Origin of the sequence: Pseudoprimorskyibacter insulae (assembly GCF_900302505.1) — a bacterium.
In the GTDB taxonomy this organism is placed as follows: Bacteria; Pseudomonadota; Alphaproteobacteria; order Rhodobacterales; family Rhodobacteraceae; genus Pseudoprimorskyibacter; species Pseudoprimorskyibacter insulae.
Map to the genome: position 1 here is coordinate 1 of NZ_OMOJ01000021.1, position 5,513 is coordinate 5,513.

9 protein-coding genes are annotated in these 5,513 nt (G+C 44.7%); all 9 read right to left on the reverse strand.

The window, feature by feature from the left end:
- On the reverse strand, nucleotides 1-701 hold a 701-nt coding region (locus PRI8871_RS20265; RefSeq protein WP_029286496.1), incomplete at its 3' end, for a Minor spike protein.
- 8 nt (nucleotides 702-709) lie between these two features.
- Nucleotides 710-1,237 (reverse strand): hypothetical protein, encoded by a 528-nt coding sequence (locus PRI8871_RS20270; protein ID WP_000487867.1) that lies wholly within the window; start codon nucleotides 1,235-1,237, stop codon nucleotides 710-712.
- A gap of 110 nt (nucleotides 1,238-1,347) precedes the next feature.
- Nucleotides 1,348-2,631 carry a major capsid protein gene (locus tag PRI8871_RS20275; protein ID WP_000065572.1) on the reverse strand — a complete coding sequence of 428 codons (1,284 nt, stop codon included), beginning with the start codon at nucleotides 2,629-2,631 and terminating at the stop codon, nucleotides 1,348-1,350.
- Between the two features lie 36 nt (nucleotides 2,632-2,667).
- Entirely contained in the window at nucleotides 2,668-2,784 is a 117-nt protein-coding gene (locus PRI8871_RS20280) for a phage DNA packaging protein J (RefSeq protein WP_000033471.1), read from the reverse strand.
- Complete coding sequence (locus tag PRI8871_RS20285; RefSeq protein WP_000084700.1) at nucleotides 2,784-3,242, reverse strand: scaffolding protein D; 459 nt, start codon at nucleotides 3,240-3,242, stop codon at nucleotides 2,784-2,786. Before PRI8871_RS20285 ends, PRI8871_RS20280 begins: the two co-directional genes overlap by 1 nt.
- Nucleotides 3,239-3,478: a phage DNA packaging protein C gene (locus tag PRI8871_RS20290; protein WP_016670801.1), complete on the reverse strand. Its 240-nt coding sequence runs from the start codon at nucleotides 3,476-3,478 to the stop codon at nucleotides 3,239-3,241. The genes PRI8871_RS20285 and PRI8871_RS20290 overlap by 4 nt, the downstream gene beginning before the upstream one ends.
- A complete protein-coding gene (locus tag PRI8871_RS20295; RefSeq protein ID WP_435988044.1) occupies nucleotides 3,411-3,563 on the reverse strand; it encodes a hypothetical protein in 153 nt (50 codons plus the stop codon). The genes PRI8871_RS20290 and PRI8871_RS20295 overlap by 68 nt, the downstream gene beginning before the upstream one ends.
- Nucleotides 3,496-5,037, reverse strand: coding sequence for a replication endonuclease (locus tag PRI8871_RS20300; protein ID WP_000252566.1), 1,542 nt, complete (start codon nucleotides 5,035-5,037; stop codon nucleotides 3,496-3,498). The genes PRI8871_RS20295 and PRI8871_RS20300 overlap by 68 nt, the downstream gene beginning before the upstream one ends.
- 63 nt (nucleotides 5,038-5,100) lie before the next feature.
- Nucleotides 5,101-5,513, reverse strand: a 413-nt coding sequence (locus PRI8871_RS20305; protein WP_031603598.1) for a Minor spike protein, incomplete at its 5' end; no start/stop codon positions are given.

Here is a 5,513-nt window from a genome sequence, read left to right on the forward strand (position 1 = left end):
GTAAGCATTTGGCGCATAATCTCGGAAACCTGCTGTTGCTTGGAAAGATTGGTGTTTTCCATAATAGACGCAACGCGAGCAGTAGACTCCTTCTGTTGATAAGCAAGCATCTCATTTTGTGCATATACCTGGTCTTTCGTATTCTGGCGTGAAGTCGCCGACTGAATGCCAGCAATCTCTTTTTGAGTCTCATTTTGCATCTCGGCAATCTCTTTCTGATTGTCCAGTTGCATTTTAGTAAGCTCTTTTTGATTCTCAAATCCGGCGTCAACCATACCAGCAGAGGAAGCATCAGCACCAGCACGCTCCCAAGCATTAAGCTCAGGAAATGCAGCAGCAAGATAATCACGAGTATCCTTTCCTTTATCAGCGGCAGACTTGCCACCAAGTCCAACCAAATCAAGCAACTTATCAGAAACGGCAGAAGTGCCAGCCTGCAACGTACCTTCAAGAAGTCCTTTACCAGCTTTAGCCATAGCACCAGAAACAAAACTAGGGACGGCCTCATCAGGGTTAGGAACATTAGAGCCTTGAATGGCAGATTTAATACCAGCATCACCCATGCCTACAGTATTGTTATCGGTAGCAAGCACATCACCTTGAATGCCACCGGAGGCGGCTTTTTGACCGCCTCCAAACAATTTAGACATGGCGCCACCAGCAAGAGCAGAAGCAATACCGCCAGCAATAGCACCAAACATAAATCACCTCACTTAAGTGGCTGGAGACAAATAATCTCTTTAATAACCTGATTCAGCGAAACCAATCCGCGGCATTTAGTAGCGGTAAAGTTAGACCAAACCATGAAACCAACATAAACATTATTGCCCGGCGTACGGGGAAGGACGTCAATAGTCACACAGTCCTTGACGGTATAATAACCACCATCATGGCGACCATCCAAAGGATAAACATCATAGGCAGTCGGGAGGGTAGTCGGAACCGAAGAAGACTCAAAGCGAACCAAACAGGCAAAAAATTTAGGGTCGGCATCAAAAGCAATATCAGCACCAACAGAAACAACCTGATTAGCGGCGTTGACAGATGTATCCATCTGAATGCAATGAAGAAAACCACCATTACCAGCATTAACCGTCAAACTATCAAAATATAACGTTGACGATGTAGCTTTAGGTGTCTGTAAAACAGGTGCCGAAGAAGCTGGAGTAACAGAAGTGAGAACCAGCTTATCAGAAAAAAAGTTTGAATTATGGCGAGAAATAAAAGTCTGAAACATGATTAAACTCCTAAGCAGAAAACCTACCGCGCTTCGCTTGGTCAACCCCTCAGCGGCAAAAATTAAAATTTTTACCGCTTCGGCGTTATAACCTCACACTCAATCTTTTATCACGAAGTCATGATTGAATCGCGAGTGGTCGGCAGATTGCGATAAACGGTCACATTAAATTTAACCTGACTATTCCACTGCAACAACTGAACGGACTGGAAACACTGGTCATAATCATGGTGGCGAATAAGTACGCGTTCTTGCAAATCACCAGAAGGCGGTTCCTGAATGAATGGGAAGCCTTCAAGAAGGTGATAAGCAGGAGAAACATACGAAGGCGCATAACGATACCACTGACCCTCAGCAATCTTAAACTTCTTAGACGAATCACCAGAACGGAAAACATCCTTCATAGAAATTTCACGCGGCGGCAAGTTGCCATACAAAACAGGGTCGCCAGCAATATCGGTATAAGTCAAAGCACCTTTAGCGTTAAGGTACTGAATCTCTTTAGTCGCAGTAGGCGGAAAACGAACAAGCGCAAGAGTAAACATAGTGCCATGCTCAGGAACAAAGAAACGCGGCACAGAATGTTTATAGGTCTGTTGAACACGACCAGAAAACTGGCCTAACGACGTTTGGTCAGTTCCATCAACATCATAGCCAGATGCCCAGAGATTAGAGCGCATGACAAGTAAAGGACGGTTGTCAGCGTCATAAGAGGTTTTACCTCCAAATGAAGAAATAACATCATGGTAACGCTGCATGAAGTAATCACGTTCTTGGTCAGTATGCAAATTAGCATAAGCAGCTTGCAGACCCATAATGTCAATAGATGTGGTAGAAGTCGTCATTTGGCGAGAAAGCTCAGTCTCAGGAGGAAGCGGAGCAGTCCAAATGTTTTTGAGATGGCAGCAACGGAAACCATAACGAGCATCATCTTGATTAAGCTCATTAGGGTTAGCCTCGGTACGGTCAGGCATCCACGGCGCTTTAAAATAGTTGTTATAGATATTCAAATAACCCTGAAACAAATGCTTAGGGATTTTATTGGTATCAGGGTTAATCGTGCCAAGAAAAGCGGCATGGTCAATATAACCAGTAGTGTTAACAGTCGGGAGAGGAGTGGCATTAACACCATCCTTCATGAACTTAATCCACTGTTCACCATAAACGTGACGATGAGGGACATAAAAAGTAAAAATGTCTACAGTAGAGTCAATAGCAAGGCCACGACGCAATGGAGAAAGACGGAGAGCGCCAACGGCGTCCATCTCGAAGGAGTCGCCAGCGATAACCGGAGTAGTTGAAATGGTAATAAGACGACCAATCTGACCAGCAAGGAAGCCAAGATGGGAAAGGTCATGCGGCATACGCTCGGCGCCAGTTTGAATATTAGACATAATTTATCCTCAAGTAAGGGGCCGAAGCCCCTGCAATTAAAATTGTTGACCACCTACATACCAAAGACGAGCGCCTTTACGCTTGCCTTTAGTACCTCGCAACGGCTGCGGACGACCAGGGCGAGCGCCAGAACGTTTTTTACCTTTAGACATTACATCACTCCTTCTGCACGTAATTTTTGACGCACGTTTTCTTCTGCGTCAGTAAGAACGTCAGTGTTTCCTGCGCGTACACGCAAGGTAAACGCGAACAATTCAGCGGCTTTAACCGGACGCTCGACGCCATTAATAATGTTTTCCGTAAATTCAGCGCCTTCCATGATGAGACAGGCCGTTTGAATGTTGACGGGATGAACATAATAAGCAATGACGGCAGCAATAAACTCAACAGGAGCAGGAAAGCGAGGGTATCCTACAAAGTCCAGCGTACCATAAACGCAAGCCTCAACGCAGCGACGAGCACGAGAGCGGTCAGTAGCAATCCAAACTTTGTTACTCGTCAGAAAATCGAAATCATCTTCGGTTAAATCCAAAACGGCAGAAGCCTGAATGAGCTTAATAGAGGCCAAAGCGGTCTGGAAACGTACGGATTGTTCAGTAACTTGACTCATGATTTCTTACCTATTAGTGGTTGAACAGCATCGGACTCAGATAGTAATCCACGCTCTTTTAAAATGTCAACAAGAGAATCTCTACCATGAACAAAATGTGACTCATATCTAAACCAGTCCTTGACGAACGTGCCAAGCATATTAAGCCACTTCTCCTCATCCAACGCGTCAGTTTTTGACAGAATCGTTAGTTGATGGCGAAAGGTCGCAAAGTAAGAGCTTCTCGAGCTGCGCAAGGATAGGTCGAATTTTCTCATTTTCCGCCAGCAGTCCACTTCGATTTAATTCGTAAACAAGCAGTAGTAATTCCTGCTTTATCAAGATAATTTTTCGACTCATCAGAAATATCCGAAAGTGTTAACTTCTGCGTCATGGAAGCGATAAAACTCTGCAGGTTGGATACGCCAATCATTTTTATCGAAGCGCGCATAAATTTGAGCAGATTTGTCGTCACAGGTTGCGCCGCCAAAACGTCGGCTACAGTAACTTTTCCCAGCCTCAATCTCATCTCTCTTTTTGCGTTCTGCTTCAATATCTGGTTGAACGGCGTCGCGTCGTAACCCAGCTTGGTAAGTTGGATTAAGCACTCCGTGGACAGATTTGTCATTGTGAGCATTTTCATCCCGAAGTTGCGGCTCATTCTGATTCTGAACAGCTTCTTGGGAAGTAGCGACAGCTTGGTTTTTAGTGAGTTGTTCCATTCTTTAGCTCCTAGACCTTTAGCAGCAAGGTCCATATCTGACTTTTTGTTAACGTATTTAGCCACATAGAAACCAACAGCCATATAACTGGTAGCTTTAAGCGGCTCACCTTTAGCATCAACAGGCCACAACCAACCAGAACGTGAAAAAGCGTCCTGCGTGTAGCGAACTGCGATGGGCATACTGTAACCATAAGGCCACGTATTTTGCAAGCTATTTAACTGGCGGCGATTGCGTACCCGACGACCAAAATTAGGGTCAACGCTACCTGTAGGAAGTGTCCGCATAAAGTGCACCGCATGGAAATGAAGACGGCCATTAGCTGTACCATACTCAGGCACACAAAAATACTGATAGCAGTCGGCGTGTGAATCATTAGCCTTGCGACCCTCGGCAGCAAGAACCATACGACCAATATCACGAAAATAGTCACGCAAAGCATTGGGATTATCATAAAACGCCTCTAATCGGTCGTCAGCCAACGTGAGAGTGTCAAAAACGATAAACCAACCATCAGCATGAGCCTGTCGCATTGCATTCATCAAACGCTGAATAGCAAAGCCTCTACGCGATTTCATAGTGGAGGCCTCCAGCAATCTTGAACACTCATCCTTAATACCTTTCTTTTTGGGGTAATTATACTCATCGCGAATATCCTTAAGAGGGCGTTCAGCAGCCAGCTTGCGGCAAAACTGCGTAACCGTCTTCTCGTTCTCTAAAAACCATTTTTCGTCCCCTTCGGGGCGGTGGTCTATAGTGTTATTAATATCAAGTTGGGGGAGCACATTGTAGCATTGTGCCAATTCATCCATTAACTTCTCAGTAACAGATACAAACTCATCACGAACGTCAGAAGCAGCCTTATGGCCGTCAACATACATATCACCATTATCGAACTCAACGCCCTGCATACGAAAAGACAGAATCTCTTCCAAGAGCTTGATGCGGTTATCCATCTGCTTATGGAAGCCAAGCATTGGGGATTGAGAAAGAGTAGAAATGCCACAAGCCTCAATAGCAGGTTTAAGAGCCTCGATACGCTCAAAGTCAAAATAATCAGCGTGACATTCAGAAGGGTAATAAGAACGAACCATAAAAAAGCCTCCAAGATTTGGAGGCATGAAAACATACAATTGGGAGGGTGTCAATCCTGACGGTTATTTCCTAGACAAATTAGAGCCAATACCATCAGCTTTACCGTCTTTCCAGAAATTGTTCCAAGTATCGGCAACAGCTTTATCAATACCATGAAAAATATCAACCACACCAGAAGCAGCATCAGTGACGACATTAGAAATATCCTTTGCAGTAGCGCCAATATGAGAAGAGCCATACCGCTGATTCTGCGTTTGCTGATGAACTAAGTCAACCTCAGCACTAACCTTGCGAGTCATTTCTTTGATTTGGTCATTGGTAAAATACTGACCAGCCGTTTGAGCTTGAGTAAGCATTTGGCGCATAATCTCGGAAACCTGCTGTTGCTTGGAAAGATTGGTGTTTTCCATAATAGACGCAACGCGAGCAGTAGACTCCTTCTGTTGATAAGCAAGCATCTCATTTTGTGCATATA